At 42.4% G+C, this 22,268-nt stretch carries 25 protein-coding genes and 1 pseudogene; 18 read left to right on the forward strand and 8 right to left on the reverse strand.

The window, feature by feature from the left end:
- Positions 1-348: 348 nt before the first annotated feature.
- On the forward strand, positions 349-831 hold the full coding sequence (locus B5D77_RS19460) for an IS200/IS605 family accessory protein TnpB-related protein (RefSeq protein ID WP_253257670.1): 483 nt from the start codon (positions 349-351) through the stop codon (positions 829-831).
- 450 nt (positions 832-1,281) lie between these two features.
- Here B5D77_RS19460 and B5D77_RS19465 read toward each other — a convergent pair whose 3' ends face one another.
- Positions 1,282-1,734 carry a hypothetical protein gene (locus B5D77_RS19465; protein WP_008197050.1) on the reverse strand — a complete coding sequence of 151 codons (453 nt, stop codon included), beginning with the start codon at positions 1,732-1,734 and terminating at the stop codon, positions 1,282-1,284.
- Positions 1,735-1,965: 231 nt separating this feature from the next.
- On the opposite strand from B5D77_RS19465, the gene B5D77_RS19470 reads away from it, so the two are divergent.
- Complete coding sequence (locus tag B5D77_RS19470; RefSeq protein ID WP_008197048.1) at positions 1,966-2,817, forward strand: alpha/beta fold hydrolase; 852 nt, start codon at positions 1,966-1,968, stop codon at positions 2,815-2,817.
- A gap of 262 nt (positions 2,818-3,079) precedes the next feature.
- On the opposite strand, the gene B5D77_RS19475 is transcribed toward B5D77_RS19470, so the two are convergent.
- Positions 3,080-5,044 (reverse strand): hypothetical protein, encoded by a 1,965-nt coding sequence (locus tag B5D77_RS19475; protein WP_008197047.1) that lies wholly within the window; start codon positions 5,042-5,044, stop codon positions 3,080-3,082.
- Positions 5,045-5,165: 121 nt separating this feature from the next.
- Between B5D77_RS19475 and B5D77_RS19480 the strand changes: the two genes are divergently transcribed.
- Together B5D77_RS19480 and B5D77_RS19485 are read left to right on the forward strand one after the other, a co-directional pair.
- Positions 5,166-5,408: a hypothetical protein gene (locus B5D77_RS19480; RefSeq protein WP_008197045.1), complete on the forward strand. Its 243-nt coding sequence runs from the start codon at positions 5,166-5,168 to the stop codon at positions 5,406-5,408.
- Between the two features lie 7 nt (positions 5,409-5,415).
- Positions 5,416-6,231: a DUF2993 domain-containing protein gene (locus B5D77_RS19485; RefSeq protein WP_008197044.1), complete on the forward strand. Its 816-nt coding sequence runs from the start codon at positions 5,416-5,418 to the stop codon at positions 6,229-6,231.
- 51 nt (positions 6,232-6,282) lie between these two features.
- Here B5D77_RS19485 and B5D77_RS26310 read toward each other — a convergent pair whose 3' ends face one another.
- The gene (locus tag B5D77_RS26310) at positions 6,283-6,567 is read right to left on the reverse strand and encodes a hypothetical protein (protein WP_173915173.1); all 285 of its coding nucleotides are present in this window, start codon (positions 6,565-6,567) and stop codon (positions 6,283-6,285) included.
- Here B5D77_RS26310 and B5D77_RS19490 point away from each other — a divergent pair.
- Complete coding sequence (locus B5D77_RS19490; protein WP_106909463.1) at positions 6,482-7,162, forward strand: GerMN domain-containing protein; 681 nt, start codon at positions 6,482-6,484, stop codon at positions 7,160-7,162. The two genes, B5D77_RS26310 and B5D77_RS19490, sit on opposite strands and share 86 nt — an antisense overlap.
- A 44-nt stretch (positions 7,163-7,206) precedes the next feature.
- On the opposite strand, the gene B5D77_RS19495 is transcribed toward B5D77_RS19490, so the two are convergent.
- Entirely contained in the window at positions 7,207-8,268 is a 1,062-nt protein-coding gene (locus B5D77_RS19495) for a mechanosensitive ion channel family protein (RefSeq protein ID WP_106909464.1), read from the reverse strand.
- Between the two features lie 184 nt (positions 8,269-8,452).
- On the opposite strand from B5D77_RS19495, the gene B5D77_RS19500 reads away from it, so the two are divergent.
- Positions 8,453-8,788: a cytochrome c gene (locus B5D77_RS19500; RefSeq protein ID WP_008197037.1), complete on the forward strand. Its 336-nt coding sequence runs from the start codon at positions 8,453-8,455 to the stop codon at positions 8,786-8,788.
- A gap of 410 nt (positions 8,789-9,198) precedes the next feature.
- Positions 9,199-9,408 (forward strand): annotated as a pseudogene (locus B5D77_RS19510) (hypothetical protein); the annotation flags it as partial.
- A gap of 5 nt (positions 9,409-9,413) precedes the next feature.
- On the opposite strand, the gene pip reads toward B5D77_RS19510, so the two are convergent.
- Positions 9,414-10,364 carry a prolyl aminopeptidase gene (pip, locus tag B5D77_RS19515; RefSeq protein WP_106909467.1) on the reverse strand — a complete coding sequence of 317 codons (951 nt, stop codon included), beginning with the start codon at positions 10,362-10,364 and terminating at the stop codon, positions 9,414-9,416.
- A 198-nt stretch (positions 10,365-10,562) separates the two neighbouring features.
- On the opposite strand from pip, the gene B5D77_RS19520 reads away from it, so the two are divergent.
- From B5D77_RS19520 to B5D77_RS19565, 11 genes are all read left to right on the forward strand, one after another.
- The gene (locus B5D77_RS19520; protein ID WP_008197030.1) at positions 10,563-11,954 is read left to right on the forward strand and encodes an NAD-dependent malic enzyme; all 1,392 of its coding nucleotides are present in this window, start codon (positions 10,563-10,565) and stop codon (positions 11,952-11,954) included.
- 31 nt (positions 11,955-11,985) lie between these two features.
- Entirely contained in the window at positions 11,986-12,717 is a 732-nt protein-coding gene (locus B5D77_RS19525) for a D-alanyl-D-alanine carboxypeptidase family protein (RefSeq protein ID WP_106909468.1), read from the forward strand.
- 226 nt (positions 12,718-12,943) lie between these two features.
- The gene (locus B5D77_RS19530) at positions 12,944-13,288 is read left to right on the forward strand and encodes a hypothetical protein (RefSeq protein ID WP_002754005.1); all 345 of its coding nucleotides are present in this window, start codon (positions 12,944-12,946) and stop codon (positions 13,286-13,288) included.
- The gene (locus tag B5D77_RS19535) at positions 13,285-13,713 is read left to right on the forward strand and encodes an HNH endonuclease (RefSeq protein WP_106909469.1); all 429 of its coding nucleotides are present in this window, start codon (positions 13,285-13,287) and stop codon (positions 13,711-13,713) included. The genes B5D77_RS19530 and B5D77_RS19535 overlap by 4 nt, the downstream gene beginning before the upstream one ends.
- Before the next feature lie 25 nt (positions 13,714-13,738).
- A complete protein-coding gene (locus B5D77_RS19540) occupies positions 13,739-13,957 on the forward strand; it encodes a hypothetical protein (protein ID WP_106909470.1) in 219 nt (72 codons plus the stop codon).
- Positions 13,958-16,960, forward strand: coding sequence for a HEAT repeat domain-containing protein (locus tag B5D77_RS19545; RefSeq protein WP_106909471.1), 3,003 nt, complete (start codon positions 13,958-13,960; stop codon positions 16,958-16,960).
- A gap of 106 nt (positions 16,961-17,066) precedes the next feature.
- Complete coding sequence (locus B5D77_RS19550) at positions 17,067-17,327, forward strand: type II toxin-antitoxin system Phd/YefM family antitoxin (RefSeq protein ID WP_106909472.1); 261 nt, start codon at positions 17,067-17,069, stop codon at positions 17,325-17,327.
- 260 nt (positions 17,328-17,587) lie between these two features.
- The gene (locus tag B5D77_RS28190; RefSeq protein ID WP_371413466.1) at positions 17,588-17,728 is read left to right on the forward strand and encodes a hypothetical protein; all 141 of its coding nucleotides are present in this window, start codon (positions 17,588-17,590) and stop codon (positions 17,726-17,728) included.
- Positions 17,712-17,915, forward strand: coding sequence for a hypothetical protein (locus tag B5D77_RS19555; protein ID WP_002760296.1), 204 nt, complete (start codon positions 17,712-17,714; stop codon positions 17,913-17,915). The genes B5D77_RS28190 and B5D77_RS19555 overlap by 17 nt, the downstream gene beginning before the upstream one ends.
- 41 nt (positions 17,916-17,956) lie before the next feature.
- Positions 17,957-18,742: a HEAT repeat domain-containing protein gene (locus B5D77_RS19560; RefSeq protein ID WP_106909473.1), complete on the forward strand. Its 786-nt coding sequence runs from the start codon at positions 17,957-17,959 to the stop codon at positions 18,740-18,742.
- A 1-nt stretch (position 18,743) separates the two neighbouring features.
- The gene (locus tag B5D77_RS19565) at positions 18,744-19,328 is read left to right on the forward strand and encodes a HEAT repeat domain-containing protein (RefSeq protein WP_106909474.1); all 585 of its coding nucleotides are present in this window, start codon (positions 18,744-18,746) and stop codon (positions 19,326-19,328) included.
- A gap of 171 nt (positions 19,329-19,499) precedes the next feature.
- On the opposite strand, the gene B5D77_RS19570 is transcribed toward B5D77_RS19565, so the two are convergent.
- The 3 genes from B5D77_RS19570 to B5D77_RS19580 all read right to left on the reverse strand — a co-directional run bounded on the left by B5D77_RS19570 (position 19,500) and on the right by B5D77_RS19580 (position 22,257).
- Positions 19,500-20,078: a triacylglycerol lipase gene (locus B5D77_RS19570; protein WP_106909475.1), complete on the reverse strand. Its 579-nt coding sequence runs from the start codon at positions 20,076-20,078 to the stop codon at positions 19,500-19,502.
- Positions 20,079-20,187: 109 nt separating this feature from the next.
- A complete protein-coding gene (locus B5D77_RS19575; RefSeq protein WP_106909476.1) occupies positions 20,188-20,586 on the reverse strand; it encodes a DUF4164 domain-containing protein in 399 nt (132 codons plus the stop codon).
- A 180-nt stretch (positions 20,587-20,766) separates the two neighbouring features.
- Positions 20,767-22,257: a site-2 protease family protein gene (locus B5D77_RS19580; RefSeq protein ID WP_106909477.1), complete on the reverse strand. Its 1,491-nt coding sequence runs from the start codon at positions 22,255-22,257 to the stop codon at positions 20,767-20,769.
- Positions 22,258-22,268 lie beyond the last annotated feature (11 nt).

The following is a 22,268-nucleotide window of genomic DNA, read 5'->3' on the forward strand; positions in this document are numbered from 1 at the left end:
TATAAAAAATCGGAGCAAATATTTAGGGATGGTCATGGTCCTAAATGCTGTTTAACAAGTATAGGAGAGTGGGAAGTGGGAAGCGGGTTTTTAAAGTTCGATTAGGAGTTAATCACACTATGAAAAACAGATTTGGTAGAATTAATCATAGAATTGGCGCTTGGTGCCTGGATTGTTAGTTTTATTTTTTTGACCGAATTACTAACCGCAAACACGCACTCTACAATTTACAATCATTGGTGAGCGCACCAATTAATTAGGAGTCTAACCCATGAGCGGCCCCACCATCGAAGTTCCCGCTTACAAACTCAACTGAAAACCAGAAATAATCAACCCTCATCTAAGAGATTGCTATTCCTAACCCATAAACGAAACTGTCGAGTAGAAAATTATCTACACACAGCCAGTAAAAGAGTAATAGATTGGTGTATTCGACCTCAAATAGGGACGTTAATAATTGGGCATAATGAGCGGATGAAACAATCTCTTAATCTAGGAAAAAGTAATAATCAACAATTGGTCAATATTCTCCATAATAGATTAATAGAAATGTTAACCTATAAAGCTCAATTAAAAGGGATAAAAGTCATAATAACTGAAGAATCCTATACCTCACAATCCAGTGCTTTAGATAGGGGTGAGTTACCTAAATATGGTGAAGAAAAACCATTATTTAAGGGAAAAAGGTTAGCTAGGGGACTTTATAAAATGGGAACAAATCAGTTGTTAAATGCCGATGTCAATGGGGCATTTAACATCATTAGAAAAGTAATTCCTGATGTCATTGACCAGGTAATAAAGGGGTTGCCGTTTAATCCGCTCCGTGCTTGATCCACTAGGAATGACTAAGCTTTCAGGCTTTTAAGTAAGTTTGAGTAAGTTTAGTTGAGCGGTTTGTTAAAAGATACGACGGTGACTTTCATCGGGAAATTTTCTTATGTGAAGTTAGGTTAAGTGAAGCCAAAAGATGCAGCGCACATTCGTACATTCTATTCTTTTTTTTGCCCATTTCTGCTAATTTTAATACAGTTTTTTTGAGTTTTTATGGCAGGGTAGTCAGTTTTATTGCCTCGATAATTGTCCAGATTTGGGACGGAATACCTCGTTGCAAGGGTCTCCGTGGCAACGCATTTCCAGAAGTTTCACCTCTTGCATAACCCATCAGGGAGGGAAGGGATACTCTCCCTTGTATCATTGCAAGGTAGAAGCTTGGAACGAGAAAAGAACCGGTTCCCAATCAATTTAATTTTTAGTCGGTCAAAATTACTTTTTAAGCTAGAGCTAGTAAATATAAATAGCACCCTGTTGATTGATGTTAAAAGTGGTATAACCAGGGGTACTCCCCGGAACTTTGGTGACAGTAATCGTGACTAAATTATCATCATTGACCTCGACGGCATAGATTAAACTAGAAGAATAGGAATCTGCGGCGGCATTAGCCCGATTAATCAGAATATATGCTGGAATTATCAAACCTCTTAGGGTTGTCTCCGCACTGGGAGATAATAATTGGGGAGAGGAATTAATATTGGCCGATAGGTCATAATTGAGGTCAATATCGGTTTGATTGATGATTTTGATCTGCACGGGACGACTGGTATTCACCCTAGCCACCGGCTGCCAAGGACCGGGTTGAAAGGTGGTAGCGGGGGGATTTTGAGCGGGTAGAGAGGGGGGAAAAGCTAATCCCAGACTTAACAGTAGGGAAAGAGTCAAAAAGCGATCGCATTTCATAGATGAATCCTGGTCTAGGGTTTTCATCCTATTTTAGGGGGGTATCTCCAGTGTTTTATACTTGAGTAGAAGCTTTTAAAATTGTCTATAGTGGTGAGTCATCAGCTATCGGGGGAATATCCTAAGCTTGCCCGATTTTGCTCTATAAACAAGGCTAAATACACCTTTTTTTCTCTAGAAGTTTCCCTAGTAACCCCTATCAACGGTTTAATTTAGGTTGAGATTGATTATATGGCAACCATCGACATATCGGGAGTATCCCACAGTTACGAGTTATTTTCGCCCCAAGCGGATAAACCGGTTTTAGTCTTTATACACGGTTGGCTGCTGAGTCGTCACTACTGGCAGCCTTTGGTAGATATTCTCTCCCCGGATTATCCCTGTCTAGTTTACGATCTCCGGGGCTTTGGCGACTCCCAAAAAATCACCTCTAACAGTCCTCCTAGCAGTTATAACCTTGAATCCTACTCCCAAGACGTTATTACCCTTCTTAACCGCTTAAACCTCGATGCTGCTTGGTTAGTCGGTCATTCCCTCGGTGGTAGTGTTGCTTTGTGGGCTGCAGATAGCTGTCCTGAACGGATTAAAGGGGTAATCTGTATGAATGCTGGGGGTGGCATCTATCTAAAGGAGGAATTTGAGCGCTTTCGAGAGGCCGGAAGACAGATTTTACAGAAAAGACCCTCTTGGTTGCCCCGTGTTCCCTTTATTGATCTTTTATTCTCGCGGATGATGGTCAAGCAAACCCTAGGTAAAAAATGGGGCAAACAGCGCGTGATTGATTTTGTCCGGGCCGATTACCAAGCGGCCCTAGGGTCACTTTTGGAAACTACTACTATCAGCGAAGTTCATCTTTTACCCCAGATTGTCTCCCGTCTCCCGCAACCGGTCTATTTTCTGGCGGGGAAAGAGGATACGATTATGGAGGTTAAGTACGTTAACCATCTGGCCAGTTTTCATCCTTTGTTTGAAACTGGCAGCAACGTGATTGAGTTATCCGATTGTGGTCATTTTGCCATGCTGGAACAAACAACTGCGGTAGCTGAAAAGATGATGGCTATTTTAAATCAGCATCGCGGTTAGAACCTGTAGGTAAGCGCATTCTTGAACTTTTCCAACAGTTTCTTAACTCCACAAACAGTGAGTTAAAAACTCAAATCTGATCCCTGATAGCTGTCTCGGAGTCTCCTACTTGGCTCTCCCAGCTTTGGTGGGTAAAATGTATTCTAAGATACATTTCTCAAGAGCGAGGGGGTGGAACGAACCACAAAGACACAAAGGACACAAAGATCGATCGATCCTATGTCAATTAAACTTATCACACAGAACCTAGAAGAGCCCCTACTTAATGTCTTAGTCCATAATTAAAACTCAATAGCTTTAACCAGAGGCGAGGATTGTCCTTTTCTAGCCAACTTTGCGAGTTTTTTAACCATTGGGGAAACCAGGAACCAAAAAGCAGATTTTTGACTCCATCAAGGCTAAAATCGAGATAGGAACCCAACCAACGAATTAAATCCTGACTGCCGGCCATTTCTGCTATCCATAACAGTAAAGCGGGGTTTTTTCTGGCCGCTTTAATTGCTAAACGGCTAAAGGTTAACCAATCGGTTTTATCCTTAATAAAGGTTTCGGAAACCTCCGGCGGTTCGTCGGCCAATAAACCGAAAAATGTGTTTAACATGGCGTTAATTCTTTGGGGTGGTAAGGTTTTTCCTGTGGGAACCATCATTCCTTTAGAAAATAACCAAGTTACCGCCACATTACTTTGATAGGCCCGCACATTTTCTAGGTCTTTAGCTGTTAGTAAATCGTGTTTCAATGCGGTATCCAAAAGATGGGTTAAGCGCTCTAAATTACGCACCAAAGAACCGAATCCAGTAAAGATTAAGGGTGATTGCAGGGAGGCGGCATCACCGATGGCCAAAATGCGGTCAAAGGAGACAATTCGATCTTTTTTTCCTGTGCTGAAATGCCCTGGTATATAACCAAAAGTTGGTTTTTTCCAAGTTAATTTTTCTGGGTCACACTGTCGATATTCTGGCAGAATAGTAAAGAAATCTTCGTACATTTCCAACAGAGAACCGGGGTTATCGGGATGGACTTGATGATAGTGAAATAGATAGAAAGTTAATTCTTTTCCTTCCCCCGGAAACAATTCCCAAATAAGTTGTCTGCCTTTAGAAATATCGCCATGGGAATTTAAGACATCGCCATAGTGAGAATCCCACACCACTGGCTCGAATCCTTCTACTACTGCCCCCACCGTCGGACAGACACTATCAAAGGCACGCACTCCGTTTAATTGCCAAGCGATGGGAGAGGCGGAACCCATAGCATCAATCAATAAACGGCCTTTGATCTGTTGAATTTCTCCACCATGATTGATGGTGATAGTAACACTATTGGCGGTAATATCAGCCTTGATAAATTCCGTTTGATCGAGAATTTTACCGCCATGATTCTGTATTTTTTTACCGCAGGATTGCAGCAATTGATCGGAATTAATGGCGATATTTAAAACCGTGGGAGTATGGAGAATTTGGGCTTTTAGATGGGGGGGATTATTGCCATCAAAAAACTTATTAAAGCCATCGAGGTATTCTTGGAAGATTAATTCCTCGAATTCCTCGGCGGTAAATAGGCCTAAATTAATTAAACTTTGAAACTCCGATCGAGAGATATTCCATTCCCGATTCATCCGTCCGAAAGGCAGTCTTTCTACTAGGAGGACTCGATAACCTAATTTGGCCATCTGTGCCGCATGAATTGCCCCCAAGGCACCACCAATATAAATTAAGTCGTAGGCGATGGGATGCTCATTTTCCTCACTGCTGGAGAAAATTACCGGCTGCGGTTGTTGGGGATTTTTGGCACTGTCGCGCCAACGTTTTTCCCACCAGTACAAGCGTCCTAAGTCCGCCTCCCCTTGGGGCATTTTGCGGAAGTAGTGAACCGTTAGGGGGTAGTCCGCTTCTAAATCTGTAAAAATTGAGTGATTTTTTTGATCGATGTTTGGTATCGTGTTATACTGCGGCGGGAAACGCTTTTGTAAAGCTCGATCAAGCTGCTGAGTCAGGGATGTTTCTTGATTATGCGATCGCTGACCCCAGCGGAAAACTTTTAAATAAGTAGTCCGTTGCAGCGTCCAGACAAAGATCGACAATTCGATCGCCTCCGATAAGCGCAATCTCACCCCGTTAGGTGTATTTGTCTTGACACCGCTGGCAGGTTGCCAATCGGATTGTAACCACTGACAAACGGCGATCGAGTCGGGAGTCGGAATTTCTCTGTAAAGGATTTCTCTCATCTTGATTTAGCTATTACACCCAAAAATCGTCTGATTACGCTAGACTACACAAAAAGTTTTCTGAAAAAAGTTAAAAAAACTTTACATATCTAGATTAATACACAGCCAGGACCATCTGATTATGAATTATCCTATCCCGACTACCCCCGAAGAAATTGCCGCCCTCCGACAGCGTCCCGTCGATGAGGAGATGATCGCTGCTGTGATTGCGGGAATTATTAGAATGGCCCGCGCTCAGGGTCAATCTCTAGATGATCTGACTGAAGAAATTCTCGCAGAAGACCCGATTTTAGATCAAGTGCAGCGACGTTGGTTAAGTCAGCTTTTGACTAATGCTTGGCAAAATTTAGCCGGATGGATGTAGTTGAGCGATGGAATGGCTAACAATCACTCTCGCTAGTGTTTTGACCCTGTTAACTCCCGCAGGGGCAATTATCGATCGGGTTTTAGCCGATACCCTTCGCTCGCAAGTGGAAAAAGTGGAACAATTAGCCGTGAGAGTCGATAACACTCCCAATTATCAGGCTCTGCAAGGCAAAATCGATCGAGTTCGCATTTCTGCACGGGGAATTTATCCCCTTGCTGATGTTCGCATTGAGAAGATCGAGCTAGAAACTGAGCCAATTAGCCTCGATTTGCGGCGATTACAGCAAAAAAACGGCAATTTAGCCGCCGCTCTGCGCCGACCGGCTGCGGGGGCGTTGCATCTTGTCCTCACGGAAACTAATGTTAATCAAGCTTTACAATCGGCAGCGGTCAAAGAACCAATTCAGACCCTGATTAATAATCTGATTCCCTCTAGGGAAGAATTGGGCAGCACAAAATATCAATTTAGTCAAGCAAATTTTAACTTTCTTAATAATAATCGAGTTGCCCTCAGCCTGCAGCTGGAGACCCAAAGACCGGACGGCCCGGCAGCCAGCCTCGATCTTAGCCTAGAAGTGGGATTTAAGCTAGTGCAGGGGCGAAAAATCGAGCTTATTGACCCCACAGCCACTCTTAATGGTCGTCGCATCTCCTCGCGCCTTCTCAAAGGGTTTGCCGAGGGTATATCCACTCAGTTAGATTTAAAAAACTTCGAGAAACAAGGAATTATCGCCCGCCTTCTACAATTGCAGATCGACGATGATAAGCTGAGTATAGCCGCCTTTGGCAGAATTGAACCTCGATCGGGGAACCCCAATTAAATTTAACGGTCGGAAAACAGGAGATCCGAAGTGGGAATTATGAATTATGAATTATGAAGTGGGGTGGTGGGGAAGTAGGGAGACCACTTCGTGCGCGTTGCGGGGGGAGAATAAAAGCGTTCGACTGATAACTGATAACTGATAACTGATAACTGATAACTGATAACTGATAACTGATAACTGATAACTGATAACTGATAACTGATAACTGATAACTGATAACTGATAACTGATAACTGATAACTGAATTATGCCTAGTTCTCGCTCTAGTGATAAAATCTCTTTGCCTTGGATAATTGGTATCGGCCTCGCTTTATTTACTGCTGGTGGGGCCACTGCTTGGTTTGCCGTCCATCACCTATCTTCCTCCCAGAAAACCAGTGAAAACCCGATTGAATCTCCCAGTCCGGTGCCGATAAGTCAATCACCAATTGTTGAACCGCTTTCTCCTGGTCCAGTGAAGACAAGTCCGACAGCAACTCCTGCAGCTATTCCTGTTAGGGAAACTCGACAGGTTTATTGGTTAAAAGTGACCGATACGGGTAATCAATTAGTCAGCCAAGAAATTACCGTTCAAAAAGCGGATAGCCGCGAGGGAGAGTTAACAGCAGTATTGAAGATTCTATTAGCTGGTCCAAGCAATCCTCAGGATATGACTACTATTCCCCCCGGGACTAAATTACTTGATTTAAAAGTAGATAAAACGGGAATTAAGATTAATCTCTCGCGGGAGTTTGGCAATGATGATGGACCTGATATGTTGATCGGTCGTTTGGCACAAATCATCTATACTACTACCGGCAAAGATCCCAATGCTAAAGTCTGGATTCAAGTGGAAGGAAAACCCCTAGAATTGCTAGGAGAAGGCCACGGTCTTGAAGTTGCTCAACCGATGACCCGTAAGTTTTTTGAGGAGAATTATCAGTTATAAGCTGCCCGGGCATTGAAATTTTTGGTTGCCATAGCAAATTGAGATTAACTAGGGGGATTAGTGGGGGGATAGGGAAAAAAAATCGGATAGGGAATTTTAATTCCTTCTTGCTGATAGCGTCGGTGTAGGAGTTTAATAAATTCGTGTTTAATGGTGAGGTGTTGAAAAAACTCCTCTTCTACCACCTTGAGATAAACCGTCAGCACAATGCTATAGTAATCGAATTTATGATAACGAATAAAGGGTTGATAGTCACCGAGTTGAGGTTGCAATAACTGGGCGATTTCTTGCATAACTTCTAGGGTAACTTTTTCGACTTTTTCTAAGTCACTATCGTAACTAATGCCCACTTCCACGGGAATCAGTAGGGAGTTATCCGGTAAACTATAGTTACGGAAACTAGAAGAAATGATCTGAGCATTGGGAATAACTAAAAGATTATTGGTAATTTCTTCGATGACTGTGCATCTTAAATCCACATCTCGCACATAACCAGCTTCTCCAGTTCTCAGTTCAATATAATCTCCCGGTCTAACTTTTTTAGAAGTGATAATATTAATCCCTGACATTAAATTAGCTAGGGTATTTTGGAGAGCTAAACCGAGGGAGACGCCCCCAATACCAAAGGCAGTAAGCATCGGAGTGATCGAAATGCCAATCGAGCTTAAAATAAGCAAAAAACCGCAGCTAAAAATCAGAACTTTGGCGAGAAATTCAAATAGGGAAGTTAGGGAAGAAATGCCATCATCTCCCGTGGTATAAAATCGTAATATTTCCACGGATAATTGAGCAATAACCCAAGTAGCCGAAGCTAAAAAAGCCACTAGCAGCAATTTTTTGCTCAGGAGAATCAGGTAGGGAAAGAGGGGAAGATTGGGAAGGGAGAGGGCAATATTTAAACCCAAAAGTCCGAACCAAAGTATGCTTAATCCACGAAGGGAACGTAAAACCCCTTCCGAGAAACGCAGGTTTTTTTCTCTGGCAATCGATAAAAGTTGACTGACAACGCGCTTTTCTACGAGCCATCCCAACAGCAGGAAACTGAGGACGATGGTGATAGGTAGGATAATATAGGGCCAATCTTCCAGTCTGGTTAATAGGTTCATTGCTAGAGGGTTAGAAAAAGATGTACTTTTGCCTTATATTATTCCCCATTTCCCTATCTCTAGCAGCGGTGGTGGAATTTTCGGGCAAAAAGTTGCAAAATGTAAAGAGAAACTCATCTTTCCTTTGGCGGCCTTCGTGAATAGTCAGTTACTTAAACCAAAATTCGGGCTTTATCGATTCTCAATGGTTATAATCGTGGTTTTGTTCCTGATTAGCACCTATTTAATCACCTTTAATCTGGCTAAGATGTCGGATCCCTACATTAAAGAGGTGTTATCCCTACAAGGTAATGTCAGTCGCGGTTACGAAATCTTTCAAATTAACTGTGCTGCTTGTCACGGTCAGTTTGCTGATGGTATCGTTGGACCAAGTTTAGAGGACGTTTCCCATCGAAAATCGAGAATTAGTCTGATTGAACAGGTAATTAGCGGTAAAACCCCGCCAATGCCGAAATTTCAGCCTGATCCTCAAGCTATGGCCGATTTATTGGTTTATTTAGAAAATCTTTCAAAAAACTGACTCTTGGCTGAGATTGATGGTAAGCTGGGACGCGTTGAAACTGGGTAGAGAGTGGGAAGTGGGGGAAGTGGGGAAGTGGGGACGGGGGGGGGACGTGGGGGAATGGGGGAATGGGGAATTTCAACTAAAATCCGAACACCCCAAAACCCTAACACCCCAAAACCCCCCGCGCAACGCGCACGCAGTGACCACCCCAAAACCCAACCCCTGAGCAACTGATAAATTTTACTTATATAGAAAAATTTTGCTTCTATTTGGGTACGCTAGTAGAGACACTTAAGGATAAATACTTATGTCTTGGCATTCCCAAGTTGAATCGGCAATTATCCAAGGGGATTTCTGGCAAGTTAGCCAGTTTTACGAAGAACTGATAGAAAGAGAACCCCTAGAAATTAGTCATTATTGGTATTAATGCCGGCATTAGTCAGGGTATAGCTTGGAGTGATGAAGAATATGTGCAGTGGGGAATTAAGTTAGGATTAGATCAAAATTTGCGGGAAGAAATTCGTTATCAATTACGTCAATCTCGTCATACATCTCCCCTCTGGAATGCCAAAAAATTTACCATAGATATGGAAAAAGCCTACAAAGAAATTTGGCAAAATAATCACGATAACTAGCTTATCTATAAATGAGCAAATTTATCGGTAGCCTCAATTAAAGCACTACGAATTCCCACTTCTGTCATCGAATGTCCCGCATCGGCAACAATGATCAATTCCGCTTCCGGCCAAGCTTGATGTAATTCCCAAGCAGAAATAATCGGACAAACAATGTCATAACGTCCTTGCACGATAACCGCGGGAATATGGCGGATTTTATCAACATTTTCGATCAGTTGGTTATCCGTTTCTAAAAAACCCTTATTGACAAAATAATGGCATTCAATGCGTGCAAAAGCTTCGGCAAAATTATCCTGACCGAATCTCTCGATTAAATTGTCCGCAGGAATTAATTTGCTGGTACTTCCCTCCCAAATTGACCAAGCTTTGGCAGCTTCTAGACGGATTTGGGGGTTATCGCTAGTCAGGCGCCGATAATAAGCTGTCAGCAAATCTCCCCTTTCCTCCGGGGGAATAGGTGCTAAATAATTCTGCCAAATATCGGGAAAAATATAACTGGTTCCCTCTTGATAAAACCATTTTAATTCTTTTTCTCGCAGTAGAAAAATTCCGCGCAAAATTAAGCCTAAACAGCGTTCGGGATGGGTTTGACTGTAGGCTAAAGATAGGGTACTTCCCCAACTACCGCCAAAAACTACCCAGCGCTCGATTTTTAATAATTCTCGTAGTTTTTCGATATCTGCCACTAACAGCCAGGTGTTATTTTCTCTTAACTCAGCGTGAGGGGTACTTTTACCGCAACCCCGTTGATCAAAAAGGACAATTCTCCATTTCTGCGGATCGAAATACTGACGATAAATCCCCTCAATACCACCTCCGGGCCCGCCATGGAGAAATACTACCGGTTTACCCTGGGGATTGCCCACTTCTTCATAATAAATTGTGTGGAGAGCCGATACTTTTAAGTAACCAGTACCATAGGGATCGATCGCTGGATATAATTCTCTAGTCATATTTACAGTCTTTCTCATTAAGATGAAGTCTAACCTAATTTGCCATCTCCCCACACCCCACACCCCACACCCCACACCCCGCTCCCCTGGTATTAGGCCCAGAGAGACCCTAATAGCTAAAGAAACTGCGCGATTAGATACCAAAGTCCCTCACAGATAGAAGATAATCAATATTTATCAGTATTGGAAGCCTTCAGCATGGTTCATTTAACGCCCAATCCTAGCTATAGTTTAAGTCTCAAGATAGAAATCCCCAATCAAGCGGGAACCTTCGCTTCTGTCCTCAATGCGATCGCCGATGTGGGGGGGAATTTAGGGCAAATTTCTCTAATCGAACGCAATTTAAAGATTAGCACCCGCGAGATTATGGTTGATGCCGCTAGTACCGACCAAGCGGAACAGATTATCGCCGCAGTTAAAGCTCTACCGGATGTTAAACTCCTGAAAGTTTCCGATCGCACCTTCGATCTCCATCGTCGGGGTAAAATCTCCATTGAAAGTCGTATTCCCCTCACCTCCCAAGATGACCTGGCCATGGCCTACACCCCCGGAGTTGGTCGCATCTGCACCGCTATCGCCCATGACCCCGAACAAGTGTACTCATTGACCATCAAGGGCAACACCGTCGCTGTAGTTACCGATGGTAGCGCGGTATTAGGATTAGGAAATCTCGGGCCAGAGGCTGCCTTGCCAGTCATGGAAGGGAAAGCGATGTTATTCAAGGAATTCGCCGGAATTGATGCTTTTCCCATCTGTTTAGCCACCCAGGACCCCGAAGAAATCATCGCAACCGTCAAAAGAATCGCTCCGGTTTTTGGGGGTATTAACCTAGAGGATATCGGCGCTCCACGCTGTTTTGAAATCGAGAAACGTCTGCGAGCGGAATTAAATATTCCCGTTTTCCACGATGATCAACACGGTACAGCGATCGTTTCCCTGGCTGCCCTGATTAATGCCCTCAAATTTGTCAAAAAATCGCTTGATACAGTCAAAATCGTCATTAATGGTGCAGGTGCAGCGGGAATCGCCATCGCTACCCTCTTTAAAACCGCAGGAGCCACAGATATAATCCTCTGTGATTCCCATGGTATCCTCTCCCAAAACCGGGACGATTTAACCCCAGAAAAACAAGCTTGGGCCGTGGCCGCCAGTGGTAAGCTAGGGGATGCTCTCAAAGGCGCTGATGTCTTCCTGGGGGTGAGCGCACCGGGGGTATTGACTCCCGAAATGGTTAAGGGAATGGCTAAAAATGCGATCGTGTTTGCCATGGCTAATCCCATTCCCGAAATTCAACCGGAATTAATCAATGATTTAGTGGCCGTGGTGGCTACCGGACGCAGCGATTATCCCAATCAGATCAACAATGTTCTCGCTTTCCCCGGATTATTTCGCGGGGCCCTGGACTGTCGCGCTAGGGCAATCACCGATAATATGTATCTGGAAGCGGCCAAAGCGATCGCTTCTTTGATCACTCCTGCTAATCTCGATCGAGAGAATATTATTCCCTCGGTTTTTGATGGTCGTGTAGTTACGGCTGTGGCCGCCGCCGTTCAACAGGCTGCTCGTCAAGATGGAGTGGCCGGGGAATAATGTAATTATCGTGCAGGAGGGCAAGTAAACCGTGAAACCGATCGATGATATTCCCGAAGCTTTGCGGGACAACCAGTACAGAAAAACTACTAATCCTAATGGTCTCATAGCGATCGCAAGCGGTTTACTTGCTCTGGTGGGAACTGGCCTAATTGCCATAGCAGTCTTGAATCGTCCCCCTGCTACCGTAAAAAAACCGGTTAACCCCTCCCCCCTGATTAAAGCCACTCCTAGCCCCATTGAGAACATTCTAGGTCATTTACCCTATCAAGAGGCCCCGGAGACGGAATTAGCCCCTATTACTGGGGATGGTGGTATGCGTTTAAGGAAGGCAGCAGCCAAGGCTTTTATCCAGATGCAGAGTGACGCGAGAAGGTCGGGGGTGATTTTAATGCCGATTTCCGCATTTCGATCGAAAGCAACCCAAGAAAAGCTCTTTTTTGAAGTTAAAAAACAACGCAATCAGCAAACCCGCAAACGAGCAGAAGTGAGCGCACCTCCGGGTTACAGCGAACATCATACCGGTTATGCGATCGATATTGGCGATGGTCGCGCTCCCGCAACTAATTTAAGTAGCAGTTTTGCTAATACTGCCGCTTTTCGTTGGTTGCAAAATAACGCTGCCCAGTATAGTTTCGAGTTATCTTTCCCTGAAAATAATCCCCAGGGTATTAATTATGAACCTTGGCACTGGCGTTTTGTCGGGGATAGTCACAGTTTAGAAACTTTTTATAAGGCCCAACAATTAGGAAAACAAAAATAGGATAACCTTATCGGCAATTGCGTCCTGTAGGGGCGAAGCATTCGGACAATAACCTATCGCTGAAACCAGAGATTTTCTATCCGAATGCTTCGCCCGTACTTTTTCAACTTTTTAGAAAAGCCAACAATTAGGAAAACAAAAATAAGATAACCTTATCGGCGATCGATGGCATTTTCTGGAATTAATTACTAAAATAGGATTATATTGTATTGTGAGTGTTTCTAATATGTCCAAGCCAGTAGAATACTTAACAAATGAGCAAGGGGAACGAGTTGGGGTTTTATTAGACTGGAACACCTATTCTCGATTTGCCAATTCATTAGGACTCGATGAAGATTGTTTGATTGGTTTGAGTGTGGATGAATTAAAAGCGCTGGCAAGTTGTCAATTGTCCCTAGTAGAGCAAACCCGTTTAGATGATTTAGTGACGAGAAATGCAGAATCTTTACTCTGCGCTGATGAAGTAGCTGAGTTAGATGAGTTGTTGGCAAAAACAGATCAATTAACAATTCTTAAAACTCGTGCCAGATATACGCTAAAGTGCTTGGAACAAGGTACGACAGCAGCGTGAGTGTTTATATTCGGATGGGGTTACAGCGACAAATTCGCACTCGCTTTGGTGATTGCTGTGCCTATTGCCGGACAGCAGAATTCCTAACGGCGATGACGTTTGAATTTGAACATATTCGCCCTCTTGCAGCAGCTGGGGAGACGGTGTTTGAGAATCTTTGTTTTGCCTGTCCATCTTGTAATCGTTATAAGGGCGATCGCCAGACTGCTATCGATCCAGAAAGTGAAGAAATAGTTGCATTGTTTCATCCCCAGTCGCAAGTTTGGGGGGAACATTTTGCTTGGAGTGAGAGCGGGACGGAAATGAGGGGATTAACAGCGATTGGTCGAGCTACAATCGCAGCCTTACAGATGAATCGTACCGCCTTGGTTCGGGCTAGGGTAATGTGGGTTAAACTGGGTGAACACCCGCCAGATTTCCCTTGATTGCAGGGGGTTCGCTACAAGATAAATGATTGACTGGACTCCCTATCTCAAATCAATCTCGGAAAAGTACGCCCAGTGGGAGACATTTTACACCCTCACGGACGTAGAGAGAAAAACACGCCCGTCGAAAACTGCACCTTTAATGGATTTGTGGGTACAGACGATTGAAAAAGAACCACAAAACCCACAAGAAAGACCAGAAAGACCGGAAAAAACCGAAAGATTCACGGTTTTAGCAAGATAAATGATTGACTGGACTCCCTATCTCAAATCAATCTCGGACTCGGAAAAGTACGCCCAGTGGGAGACATTTTACACCCTCACGGACGTAGAGAGAAAAACACGCCCGTCGAAAACTGCACCTTTGCTAAGGGATTTGTGGGTACAGACGATTGAAAAAGAACCACAAAACCGACAAGAAAGACCAGAAAGACCAGAAAAAAACGAAAGATTCACTGTTTTAGATGGTTTACGCAAGTATGCAACTAATCACGTTCTTTTAAAAGGTCGTCCCGGTTCAGGAAAATCGACCGCTTTAGCCAGATTATTATTAGAAGAATCCGTAGCGGTGCAAAGCTTGCGCCTAAATCAACAAAATCAAGCTAAAATCATTCAAATTCCCATTCTCATCGAATTACGCTTGTATGAAACCTCAATTCTTGATTTAATTTTACAATTCCTGAAACGCCATAAATTAATTATTGATAGTAATACCCTAGAAAGTTGGCTGTTAGAAAATCAGAATTTTAGACCATTATTATTATTTGATGGTATCAATGAATTGCCCTCAGATACTGCACGACAGAATTTAAAAAACTTTCGCCAGCAGTATGCAGAAATTTCGATGATTTTCACCACAAGGGATTTAGGCAGCGACGACTTAAACATTGAAAAAAAGCTGGAAATGCTCCCCCTGACTGGACGACAGATGGAAGATTTTGTCAAGACCTATTTGCCTGAAAAAGGCGAAGAAATGCTTAAACAGTTGGGAAATCGTCTCAAGGAATTGGGAGAAACCCCCCTGCTTTTGTGGATGTTATGTGAAGTTTTTAATGAGAAAAGCCAAATTCCTGCTAATTTAGGCTTAGTTTTTCGACATTTTACTGAAAAAGTTTATCACCACAAATTAAAAGCAGATGTTTCTACTTACCAAGAATCCCGGGATTGGTGGCGAGAATTGCTGCAAGTGTTAGCTTGGAAAATGACCCAAGGGGAGTCAAAAACTGAGATTCAGGTGGCTATTTCCCGAACAGAAGCAGAGGAAGAATTAAGCAAATTTATCAAAAATAAAGGATTCCCAGAATATTACAGTAAGCAGTGGTTAAAGGATTTACTGAAATATCATCTAATTCACCTAGAAGGTAATGATAAAATCGCTTTTCGCCACCAACTGATTCAAGAATATTACACGGCTGAGGAATTAAAGAAAAAGTTACCCCATCTCAGTGATGAGCAGTTACAGTGGGACTATTTGAATTATCTCAAATGGACGGAACCTATGGCGTTGCTGTTGGGGTTATTGGATAATGAAACCCAAGCAAAACGGGTGGTTAAGTTAGGGTTAGAGATTGATTTAAAATTAGGAGCGAGGTTAGCAGGAGAAGTCAACTTTGAGTTTCAAAAGCAGACAGTGGGGTTAGTGCTTGGGTTGGATGTACCAAAACGGTTTAAGGTGGAGTTATTGGGATTAACAAAGTCTAATGAAGTTGTTAATCAGTTAAGTCAAGCTTTAAAAGACTCTGATGGGGTTGTTCGTAGGAACGCAGCCTCCGTTTTAGGTAATATTAGCCCAGAAACAGCCATTGCGGAGTTACTCAAGGCTTTAGAAGACTCTAATAGCGATGTTCGTAGGCGCGCAGCCTTAGCTTTGGGTAAAATTGGCTCGGAAACAGCGATTCTGGGGTTACTCAAAGCTTTAGAAGACTCTGATGAGTATGTTCGTAGGAACGCAGCCTTAGCTTTGGGTAATATTGGCTCAGAAACAGCCATTGCGGGGTTACTCAAGGCTTTAAAAGATTCTGATGAGTCTGTTCGTGGGAACGCAGCCTTCGCTTTGGCTAAGATTGGCTCGGAAACAGCCATTGCGGAGTTACTCAAGGCTTTAGAACACTCTGATAACGCACTCGAGGCCTTGACTGAGATTGAGACAGAAACAGCCATTGCGGGGTTACTCAAGGCTTTAGAACACTCTGATGAGGGTGTTCGTGGGAACGCAGCCTTCGCTTTGGGTAAAATTGGCTCAGAAACAGCCATTGCGGGGTTACTCAAGGCTTTAGAACACTCTGATGAGGATGTTCGTTGGTACGCAGCCTTCGCTTTGGGTAAAATTGGCTCGGAAACAGCTATTCCGGGGTTACTCAAGGCTTTGGAAGACTCTGATGAGTATGTTCGTAGGAACGCAGCCGCATCCTTGGGTAATATTGGCACAGAAACAGCGATGACTGAACTTATCAAATGCCTGAAAAATCCTGATTTTGTCACATTAAATAATGGCAATACTCTCTTTAAAGCTATAGAAGCACTAGACACAATTCAAAACAAACTTAAATACTATCACCCCCTCTCCCAACCCATGAATCAACAAGTTTACATCTCCTACAACTGGCAGGAAGACAGCAACGAAATGGCTAATCAACTCGTCCAAGCATTTGCCGCTAAAGGAATTGAGATTATTCGGGATAAAACCCACACCAGCTATAAAGACTCCATCAAAAACTTTATGCGGCAAATTGGACAGGGGAAATGTGTCGTCGCCGTCATCAGCGATAGATACTTAAAATCAGAAAACTGTATGTTTGAATTAGTAGAAATTGCCAGAAATGGTGACTTTTATCAAAGAATATTCCCGATTATTTTACCAGATGCCAGAATTCATAAAGACTTGGAGCGCATAGACTACCTGAAATATTGGGAAGACGAAAAAGCAAAACTACAAGCCAAATACAAACAAATTGATTTAGCTAAAACTAATAGTATCCTAGAGACAGTAAACTTATATGATGAAATCAGGGGCAATATTGATAATCTAACTAACATTCTTAAAGATATGAATACTCTCAATATCGACTTACACCGCCAATCGGAATTTGCAGCTATGATTGAAGCAGTAGAAACTAAACTTGCAGAGGATGGTCAAAAATTATCTAATCAATCTCCAGTCAAGTCAGAATCTAAATATACTATCCATGCCAAAAACGTCCAGATTATTGAAAAAGGTGATGGACAGATTCAGGATTCTAGTTCGTAGTTGTGCTTAAGCGGGTGCGTCTCGCATTTGCAGAAATACCGAAAACTTTTCGCCTTAAAAGGCGAGGTTTTAAACCCGATTTTTTTGATAACTTTTAATTGCTGACATGACTAAATATCTAAACATTACTGAAACAGGACAAAAGCTGGTTGAATGGTCTGAGCAAATGACTGACGAACCTATTATTATTACCAAAGAAGGTCAACCCATTATGGTTGCCCTGAATTACGCTCAAATTGAATCTTGGTTGGAAACTCTTGATATTTTAGAAGACAAAGAGTTTGCCGAAATCCTATCTGAAGCGATTCAACAGGATCAATCAGGACAAAGAATTACTTGGGAAGATGCTAAAAAACAACTCGGTTAGTAACTGCTAAATCAATAGGTTTTTGCTGAATCGTGAGATATACACCTATTACTTTTTCAGAGATAGCCAGTTTTGGAGAGGATAGTCAAAATATTCCTAACTCTACTACAAAAACCTCGTCCTCATCATCTACTCAATCTCAAGGACTGTAGGATGCTATACTTCTCACAGGGATAAACTGGTAAATTGGAGGAAAAATCCATCAATAATGATACCCACCCCCCCAACAGATGCTTACTTGCCTTAGAATGTGTTAAACCCTGTCTAATTTCTATACCGATATTCATCTATTTCGCTGTGATGAAAAACGCAAGGAGATTTATATACTAGCAGGTGAAACTCTTAGCTTTATCATATTAACTAACGGAAATGTGGAGTTTGAAGATGAATCATCAACCTGATTTTTGCCAAATGTCTCGCCCCGAATTAAGAAAATATGTCCTCTCCCATCGAGAAGATGATGAAGCCTTAAGAATTTATATGGATAGAATGCGAACTGAACCAGGTGTAACTCGATTTACCCTGACTCCTAGTCCGGAAGATATGAAGAAATTAGAAGAATTTCTCAGGGCAAAAATTGATAAATAAAATCAATTTTTTTAACAACTAATCACCAAATAGAAAACAATATGATTAAAATTAATGAATATACCAAAATCGCCGTTAATTCCCTCTCTAAAAAACTAGATGATAACCACCCCGAAATTCGCGCTAAAGCGGCTGAATCTTTGGGGAGAATTGGCTCGGAAACAGCCATTCCGGGGTTACTCAAGGCTTTAGAAGACTCTGATGGGTTTGTTCGTATCAAAGCAGCCGAGGCTTTGGGTAATATTGGCTCGGAAACAGCCATTGCGGGGTTACTCAAGGCTTTAGAAGACTCTTATTTTGAGGTTTGTGGGTACGCAGCCGAGGCTTTGGGTAAGATTGGTTCAGAAACAGCGATTGCGGGGTTACTCAAGGCTTTAGAAGACTCTCATTGGAATGTTCGTATCAAAGCAGCCGAGGCTTTGGGTAAGATTGGCTCAGAAATAGCCATTCCGGGGTTACTCAAGGCTTTAGAAGACTCTGATGAGTATGTTCGTATGTACGCAGCCGAGGCTTTGGGTAAGATTGGCTCAGAAATAGCCATTCCGGGGTTACTCAAGGCTTTAGAAGACTCTGATGAGTATGTTCGTATGTACGCAGCCGAGGCTTTGGGTAAAATTGGCTCGGAAGCAGCGATTGCAGAGTTACTCAAGGCTTTAGAAGACTCTAATAAAGATGTTCGTAGGAACGCAGCCGAGGCTTTAGGTGAAATTGGACTAGAAGAAGCTATTCCCGCTTTAATCAATGCCTTATCCGATGAAGAAGATAGCGTTCGTTTCAGTGCCACCGATGCAATCGGTAAAATTGGTTCTCGTTATGCCTTAACCTAAAATGGCACTCAAGCCTGACTATTTACAGCTAGTTATTGAAGCCTTTTCCAAAAGGCTAAAACATTCCGATGCTCAAATGCGAATAAAAGCCGCTCAATGTCTCGGAAAAATGGGTGATGAATCAATAATTCCTCTCCTATGTCAGGCCTTAGAAGCAGAAAATGATCTCGCTGTTCAATTCTCTATTATGGATGCTATAGTCTTAATAGATAACTTAACTTCAGAAACACCTATGTCAGAAAATACTCAAGGCTCTAAATACAACATTGTTCAACCCCAAAACGTCCAGATTATTGAACAAGGTGATGGCATTATTCATAATTACGCCACACCCCAAAATTTAGCCGAAGCCGCCCAAGAAATCCAACAACTTATCAGCCAAATCACCCAAACTTATTCCACTAATACCGAAATTGAAAAACAAACTTTTGTCGCACAAGTTGACGCAGAAATCAAGAAAAATTCTCACCTAAGAAACATTTTAATCACGGGAGGAATTGAATTAATTAAAATTCTCTGTCCTCCCCTCGGTATTCCCATTGAAATGGGTAAAAAATGGCTAGAAACTGCTAATTTAAGTGATTAAACCTAGAGGTTTAATAATCTTCTAATGATACAAATCCCGAAGTCCGCCGCTGATGCGTTTCATTTTTGAATTAGCACAATTATAACCATAAGTCAAGCTTTTTTGATGATAATTAACTTTTTTGTTGGTGATATTTTGACCTTGTTCTGGTATTGGAGACAACCAGTATTTCTATTCTAATAAAGCATCTTTAATTGTTGTTAAAACTTTGCTATCTTTGACCATCCAAGCATGGAGCAATACGGGAATCGAAATTTCTTTACCCACCGATAAACGGGAACTATGGGCAGGAAATATCATTAAATCGTAGGGAGTCCAGATAATTGTGGTTTTAATTTTATTTAAAATTTGTTGACAATCTTGATTTAAATCCTCTAGAAATTGACTCCCGGGCTGCATTTGTCTAATCCCATCTAAGGGTAAACTATACGCGGTTAACGTGCCTCGATTCGGTGCAGAAATATTTAGGTAACGTTGCACTCTTGCCACTCCTCCCAATCTTTGCAGGTAGTAGCGGGTAATTAATCCTCCCATACTAAACCCAATCAGATCTACTTTCTGCTCTTTAGCAAAGTTTTTCTCGATATAATTCTCCACTTGACCAGCTAAAACTTCTAACTTTTTGTAACCATGATTGGGAATTAGGTTAAAACTATGCACCTGCCAACCATGATAGTTTAAATACTCGCTCATCGGTTTAAAAACAGCAGTAGTGTCCAGAAAACCATGCACCAAAACAACGGGATTCATAGATGAGATTTTATCCTTGAATTCTGAATCTATTCTAACGAATGATCGGGGTAATGAGCGAAAAATTTTGGGGAAGAGCCTATCTACTAGGTACGGCTACCGGCAACTTCTAAGGATTAGGGAAAAAACCAAAAAGTTTAGCGGCACCTCCTAAAATAGCGACCACCAATGCTATCAGAATTCCTCGATCGGTGAATTCCTGATAGGCAACCCTTGCAGTTAATCCATTGATTTTTTCGTCTAAAGCTTTAATATCTCCCTTGAGTTCGGCCTGTCCTATTTCTACTTTAGTTAACCGGTCTTCTACCTTGTCAAATCTCTCATCAATACGGTTTTCCAGAGAGTCGATTTTCTCATCAATACGTTTTTCCAGAGAGTCGATTTTCTCATCAATACGTTTTTCCAGAGAGTCGATTTTCTCGTCGAGGCGTTTTTCCAGAGAGTCGATTTTCCCCTCAATCCTTGTCAGGACAGCTTCTAGGGAATAAGTGACAGTTTCGTTAGACATTTTAAGCAACTCCAAAAGTCAAATCTTCAGGGGTAAATGCTGGAGGCTATATTTTACGGAAAAATCAGGGGTCTATAGGCGCACACGGATTCCCATTATAAGAAAATTATAAGTCAAGACTTGAGTTTTTGTCAAGCTTTTTTTTGACGGCAATCAATGGCAAGAATTTCGGGGAAGTATTTAGCCACCGATGCCTAACCGTCCCGCTAAACTAGGGCTTAAAGGAATCAGAGTCGCCAACATTAAAAAGAGTAGTAATAAACCCCAACCGGCGCGGGTGTCATCGGGTTCGGTTAACTCGTTTAAACTCGGTCTTTCCAACTCTCTTTGTAAAAAAGCGACTAAAATTGTCCAATAGAGAGGAATCGGATTACTGGGATTAACTAAGGAAATAATGCCCAAAATGACCAAAGTTGCCACAGTGGTGCGGCGGGCAATTTTGCGACCATAAATAGCCTGAACAATTCTGCCACCATCTAACTGTCCGGCGGGCAGTAAATTAAGGGCGGTAATCACCAATCCTAACCAACCGATAACAGTTAAAGGATGCACGGAGATAACAGCATTTCGTAACTCGTCGCCCAAAACTATCCGCGCTAAAGAACCCACTAAAATTGAACTTTGGAAAAAGTTACTAGGGATTTGAAAAAGGCTGGCCGAATTAGATAAAGTCAGTCCAACGATTAACAAGATTAAAGAAACCAAACCTCCCAAAGCAGGACCAGCGAAAGCTATATCAAATAGGACACTGCGGTTAGGTAATAAAGATTCAAAACGAGTAATCGCCCCAAAAGAACCAATCTGCCAAGTGGGAAGAAAATAGGGTAAACTGAGACGAACATTATGGCGTTTAGCGATAATTAGATGACCGATTTCGTGGGCAATTAATACCGACCATAAACCCAAACTCAGGGGAATTGCTTCTCGATATCTCTGCCAATTACCAAACAAATCAAAACCCAATAAAATTCCAGCCGCTTCTAAGCTGGTGACAATAGTGGCTACTAACAAAACTAAAGAGAGATTTTTTTGAGCAAGAGTGGCAGGACTAGGATCGTTAGTTTTGGGAAGGATAATTACCACAGGTTTTTCCTCGGTTCCTTCCACCAGAAATAAACGATATTTGTCGCCAAAATGATTAGTTAATTTCTGGGTTAAGCGAGAGTGAACGCTATCTGGTTCTCCCCGTAAATTGCCTTTAAAAATTGCCCCTTCCTGAAAAGAGATAGTCTCGGTGGCAAAAAAAGTATCTATCCCAAAAATACTCTGAATAACTTTTAGATCCTGTTCGGGAATTGGCATCACATCCGGCACAATTGCTGTCACCGCTGCCTGGATTTCTAGAGGAGTAACGGACTGGCTAACTGCCTGGTTAACTTTCGGTTCAATTATCTGATTGGTTTTGAGTAAGCGTAAACGGTTGCCCAAATAAATATAGATAATGGTGGAAGCAACCAGTAAAAAGAGAATTACCGCTAGATTGAGATAAATTCCCGCCGCAAATAGCCCGAAAAAAATTAACCAAGGAGCGATTAGTACCAAGGATTGTAACCAAGGTAAAATTCCCAGTTGGCCGTAGGGTTTAGCTCGATAAAAACTCCAAGTTAAGATAGCACCAGCGAAGAGGAAAATAACAGCGACCGCAGCAATTTCCGAAGAAATATTAACCATAGGAAAGTCAA

Source organism: Microcystis sp. MC19 (genome assembly GCF_003019735.1).
GTDB lineage: Bacteria > Cyanobacteriota > Cyanobacteriia > Cyanobacteriales > Microcystaceae > Microcystis.

Excerpts from the sequence above, each read along its gene's own strand:
- B5D77_RS19465 (WP_008197050.1), bottom strand. The coding sequence starts at position 1,734 with ATGAAATGCGATCGCTTTTTGACTCTTTCCCTACTGTTAAGTCTGGGA.
- B5D77_RS19470 (WP_008197048.1), top strand. The coding sequence starts at position 1,966 with ATGGCAACCATCGACATATCGGGAGTATCCCACAGTTACGAGTTATTT.
- B5D77_RS19475 (WP_008197047.1), bottom strand. The coding sequence starts at position 5,044 with ATGAGAGAAATCCTTTACAGAGAAATTCCGACTCCCGACTCGATCGCC.
- B5D77_RS19480 (WP_008197045.1), top strand. The coding sequence starts at position 5,166 with ATGAATTATCCTATCCCGACTACCCCCGAAGAAATTGCCGCCCTCCGA.
- B5D77_RS19485 (WP_008197044.1), top strand. The coding sequence starts at position 5,416 with ATGGAATGGCTAACAATCACTCTCGCTAGTGTTTTGACCCTGTTAACT.
- B5D77_RS19490 (WP_106909463.1), top strand. The coding sequence starts at position 6,482 with ATGCCTAGTTCTCGCTCTAGTGATAAAATCTCTTTGCCTTGGATAATT.
- B5D77_RS19495 (WP_106909464.1), bottom strand. The coding sequence starts at position 8,268 with ATGAACCTATTAACCAGACTGGAAGATTGGCCCTATATTATCCTACCT.
- B5D77_RS19500 (WP_008197037.1), top strand. The coding sequence starts at position 8,453 with ATGGTTATAATCGTGGTTTTGTTCCTGATTAGCACCTATTTAATCACC.
- pip (WP_106909467.1), bottom strand. The coding sequence starts at position 10,364 with ATGACTAGAGAATTATATCCAGCGATCGATCCCTATGGTACTGGTTAC.
- B5D77_RS19520 (WP_008197030.1), top strand. The coding sequence starts at position 10,563 with ATGGTTCATTTAACGCCCAATCCTAGCTATAGTTTAAGTCTCAAGATA.
- B5D77_RS19530 (WP_002754005.1), top strand. The coding sequence starts at position 12,944 with ATGTCCAAGCCAGTAGAATACTTAACAAATGAGCAAGGGGAACGAGTT.
- B5D77_RS19540 (WP_106909470.1), top strand. The coding sequence starts at position 13,739 with ATGATTGACTGGACTCCCTATCTCAAATCAATCTCGGAAAAGTACGCC.
- B5D77_RS19545 (WP_106909471.1), top strand. The coding sequence starts at position 13,958 with ATGATTGACTGGACTCCCTATCTCAAATCAATCTCGGACTCGGAAAAG.
- B5D77_RS19550 (WP_106909472.1), top strand. The coding sequence starts at position 17,067 with ATGACTAAATATCTAAACATTACTGAAACAGGACAAAAGCTGGTTGAA.
- B5D77_RS19555 (WP_002760296.1), top strand. The coding sequence starts at position 17,712 with ATGAATCATCAACCTGATTTTTGCCAAATGTCTCGCCCCGAATTAAGA.
- B5D77_RS19560 (WP_106909473.1), top strand. The coding sequence starts at position 17,957 with ATGATTAAAATTAATGAATATACCAAAATCGCCGTTAATTCCCTCTCT.
- B5D77_RS19565 (WP_106909474.1), top strand. The coding sequence starts at position 18,744 with ATGGCACTCAAGCCTGACTATTTACAGCTAGTTATTGAAGCCTTTTCC.
- B5D77_RS19570 (WP_106909475.1), bottom strand. The coding sequence starts at position 20,078 with ATGAATCCCGTTGTTTTGGTGCATGGTTTTCTGGACACTACTGCTGTT.
- B5D77_RS19575 (WP_106909476.1), bottom strand. The coding sequence starts at position 20,586 with ATGTCTAACGAAACTGTCACTTATTCCCTAGAAGCTGTCCTGACAAGG.
- B5D77_RS19580 (WP_106909477.1), bottom strand. The coding sequence starts at position 22,257 with ATGGTTAATATTTCTTCGGAAATTGCTGCGGTCGCTGTTATTTTCCTC.